The organism is Paucilactobacillus wasatchensis, from assembly GCF_000876205.1.
Lineage (GTDB): Bacteria > Bacillota > Bacilli > Lactobacillales > Lactobacillaceae > Paucilactobacillus > Paucilactobacillus wasatchensis.
The window spans coordinates 1-2,852 of the sequence record NZ_AWTT01000078.1; the positions used below are offsets into that span (position 1 = coordinate 1).

General features: G+C 44.3%; 1 protein-coding gene and 19 tRNA genes. 1 reads left to right on the forward strand and 19 read right to left on the reverse strand.

Translation table 11 applies throughout. The features are described from left to right. On the forward strand, nucleotides 1–1,041 hold a 1,041-nt coding region (locus WDC_RS09005; protein ID WP_044011530.1), incomplete at its 5' end, for an ISL3 family transposase. Between the two features lie 116 nt (nucleotides 1,042–1,157). Here WDC_RS09005 and WDC_RS09010 read toward each other — a convergent pair. From WDC_RS09010 to WDC_RS09100, 19 genes are all read right to left on the reverse strand, one after another. Next, nucleotides 1,158–1,232: transfer RNA gene (locus WDC_RS09010), tRNA-Asp, on the reverse strand. A 3-nt stretch (nucleotides 1,233–1,235) separates the two neighbouring features. Then, nucleotides 1,236–1,309: transfer RNA gene (locus WDC_RS09015), tRNA-Met, on the reverse strand. Between the two features lie 18 nt (nucleotides 1,310–1,327). Then, nucleotides 1,328–1,399: transfer RNA gene (locus tag WDC_RS09020), tRNA-Glu, on the reverse strand. A 6-nt stretch (nucleotides 1,400–1,405) separates the two neighbouring features. Further along, nucleotides 1,406–1,493: transfer RNA gene (locus WDC_RS09025), tRNA-Ser, on the reverse strand. A gap of 6 nt (nucleotides 1,494–1,499) precedes the next feature. Beyond that, nucleotides 1,500–1,573 (reverse strand) — tRNA-Ile (locus WDC_RS09030). A gap of 5 nt (nucleotides 1,574–1,578) precedes the next feature. After that, nucleotides 1,579–1,649, reverse strand: a tRNA-Gly gene (locus WDC_RS09035). A 24-nt stretch (nucleotides 1,650–1,673) separates the two neighbouring features. Further along, a tRNA-Phe gene (locus tag WDC_RS09040) sits at nucleotides 1,674–1,746 on the reverse strand. A 4-nt stretch (nucleotides 1,747–1,750) separates the two neighbouring features. Further along, nucleotides 1,751–1,825 (reverse strand) — tRNA-Asp (locus WDC_RS09045). A 3-nt stretch (nucleotides 1,826–1,828) separates the two neighbouring features. Further along, nucleotides 1,829–1,902, reverse strand: a tRNA-Met gene (locus WDC_RS09050). A gap of 7 nt (nucleotides 1,903–1,909) precedes the next feature. Then, nucleotides 1,910–1,999: transfer RNA gene (locus WDC_RS09055), tRNA-Ser, on the reverse strand. Between the two features lie 38 nt (nucleotides 2,000–2,037). Beyond that, nucleotides 2,038–2,111 (reverse strand) — tRNA-Ile (locus WDC_RS09060). A gap of 24 nt (nucleotides 2,112–2,135) precedes the next feature. Then, nucleotides 2,136–2,209 (reverse strand) — tRNA-Met (locus WDC_RS09065). Nucleotides 2,210–2,251: 42 nt separating this feature from the next. Next, nucleotides 2,252–2,325 (reverse strand) — tRNA-Pro (locus tag WDC_RS09070). 4 nt (nucleotides 2,326–2,329) lie between these two features. Next, nucleotides 2,330–2,403 (reverse strand) — tRNA-Arg (locus WDC_RS09075). Nucleotides 2,404–2,409: 6 nt separating this feature from the next. Continuing rightward, nucleotides 2,410–2,495 (reverse strand) — tRNA-Leu (locus tag WDC_RS09080). A 16-nt stretch (nucleotides 2,496–2,511) separates the two neighbouring features. Further along, nucleotides 2,512–2,583 (reverse strand) — tRNA-Gly (locus tag WDC_RS09085). Between the two features lie 8 nt (nucleotides 2,584–2,591). Further along, a tRNA-Thr gene (locus WDC_RS09090) sits at nucleotides 2,592–2,664 on the reverse strand. A 34-nt stretch (nucleotides 2,665–2,698) separates the two neighbouring features. Further along, a tRNA-Lys gene (locus WDC_RS09095) sits at nucleotides 2,699–2,771 on the reverse strand. A gap of 2 nt (nucleotides 2,772–2,773) precedes the next feature. Next, nucleotides 2,774–2,846: transfer RNA gene (locus WDC_RS09100), tRNA-Val, on the reverse strand. Nucleotides 2,847–2,852 lie beyond the last annotated feature (6 nt).

Genomic DNA, 2,852 nt, shown 5'->3' on the forward strand with positions numbered 1-2,852 from the left:
TCCAATTCAATAAATGGGCCTGAAGTTTACATGTATTTGAAGAAACAACGTTACCAATGCACTAATTGTTTATCAACTTGTGGAGCACACACGCCAGTTGTCAGCGTAAATAATATTTTATCTAACGGAATAAAAAAACAAGTCATCGGTTTAGCTAAAGAATCATTAACTGCTACGGTAATTGCTAAGATAGTCGGTATCTCGCCTAGTTCTGTTGAACGTTATCTCTATGCAAACCATAGCGCGCCCTATCGGGCTGCTTCTTTACCAAAACATTTAAGTTTCGATGAATTTAGATCTGTGAATAAAAACTATTCGTTCATCGCAATTGATGCTGAAACGCACAAACTTCTAACTATTTTGAGTTCCAGACAATCAACAGAAATATGTGATTATTTTGAAAACCGATATTCAAAAAAAGAACGTGCTGCGGTAAAAACAGTCGTAATTGATTTAAACGCTAGTTATCAGTCTTTCGTACATCATTTATTTCCAAATGCAGAGCTAGTAATTGACCGATTCCACATTATCCAATTAGCTAATAGAGCTTTTGATCAAGTAAGAACAACGACTCTTAAAGCAATTGAAGACAAACATTCTCGTCCATATAAGGCTTTAAAAACAAATTGGAAAATGTTCCATCGTTCCTTAGATAAAATTGATAGTGTAAAACCGCGTTATATTTTTGGAATAAATGAATACATGGCACAACAAAATCTAATTGATATCGGTTTAAACGTAAATCAAAAACTTAAGAAAGCATATAACATTGCTCATCAGATTCAACAAGCTATTCATAATAAGAGCCCCGAAGTACTATCAAATATTTTAAATACGTATGAATCCCAAAATAACGCAATGGATACAACAGTTTCCACATTGAAAAAGAATTTAAATAGTATCTCGAATAGTTGCATCTCACCGTATTCAAATGGAGCCATAGAAGGAACAAATAGAAAAATAAAGTCGCTTAAACGAAGCTGTTACGGTTTTAGAAGTATGTCCCATTTTTATGCTCGTATTCTTTTAATTGTAAAATAAAAGAACACCCCGTAGGGTGTTCCAACATAGAGATATTCACCAATACGATTTGACGAAGACCCGGTTTTCCAACCATCACTAATACTATTGACTTCAAACTACCGTAAATAATAATACGGTCCGTACGAGACTCGAACTCGTGATCTCCTGCGTGACAGGCAGGCGTCCTAAACCAACTAGACCAACGGACCAAATTGCGGGAGCAGGGTTTGAACCTGCGACCTTCGGGTTATGAGCCCGACGAGCTACCAGACTGCTCCATCCCGCGATAATATTAAAATGAAAATGACCCGTACGGGATTTGAACCCATGTTACCGCCGTGAAAGGGCGGTGTCTTAACCACTTGACCAACGGGTCATAAAACGGAGAAGGAGAGATTCGAACTCTCGCGCCGCTTACGCGACCTACACCCTTAGCAGGGGCGCCTCTTCAGCCACTTGAGTACTTCTCCAAGATATGGGCCTAAATGGACTCGAACCATCGACCTCACGCTTATCAGGCGTGCGCTCTAACCAGCTGAGCTATAGGCCCATAAAAGCGGGTGACGAGAATCGAACTCGCGACAACAGCTTGGAAGGCTGTGGTTTTACCACTGAACTACACCCGCATGAGATCCTACTTCTAAAACAAATGGCGCGGGACGGAATCGAACCGCCGACACACGGAGCTTCAATCCGTTGCTCTACCGACTGAGCTACCGAGCCATAACGGTCCGTACGAGACTCGAACTCGTGATCTCCTGCGTGACAGGCAGGCGTCCTAAACCAACTAGACCAACGGACCAAATTGCGGGAGCAGGGTTTGAACCTGCGACCTTCGGGTTATGAGCCCGACGAGCTACCAGACTGCTCCATCCCGCGATAATAAAGGAGGATGAGAGATTCGAACTCTCGCGTGGTTTGACCCACCTGACGGTTTTCAAGACCGTTCCCTTCAGCCTGACTTGGGTAATCCTCCATAAAATAACATATATAGTGCAGTGTCCGAAATACTAATGGACCTTGTAGGACTCGAACCTACGACCGGACGGTTATGAGCCGTCTGCTCTAACCAACTGAGCTAAAGGTCCAAGTTTAATATATGCCCGGCCAAATCGCGGCGGGGGGGATCGAACCCTCGACCTCCCGGGTATGAACCGGACGCTCTAGCCAGCTGAGCTACACCGCGAAAAAACACTTAAAAAATAAATAATTAAAACAAATTATTTAATCGGGAAGACAGGATTCGAACCTGCGACCCCCTGGTCCCAAACCAGGTGCTCTACCAAGCTGAGCTACTTCCCGAAAATGCACCCAGTAGGAGTCGAACCTACAACCTTCTGATTCGTAGTCAGACACTCTATCCAGTTGCGCTATGGGTGCAAAAAGTGCCGAGGACCGGGATCGAACCGGTACGGTCATCACTGACCGCAGGATTTTAAGTCCTGTGCGTCTGCCAATTCCGCCACCCCGGCATTATAGAATTGACAAAGCGGAAGACGGGATTCGAACCCGCGACCCCCACCATGGCAAGGTGATGTTCTACCACTGAACTACTTCCGCATTATTGATGCCGACTAAAGGATTCGAACCTTCGACCTCCTGTTTACAAAACAGATGCTCTGCCAACTGAGCTAAGTCGGCATTACGATAATGCCTGTCAATAAAAAATTGACAATGAGCCGTGACAGTCTCGAACTGTCGACCCTCTGATTAAAAGTCAGATGCTCTACCAACTGAGCTAACGGCTCAATGGAGGATACAGGGCTCGAACCTGTGACCCTCTGCTTGTAAGGCAGACGCTCTCCCAACTGAGCTAATCCTCCATTGAA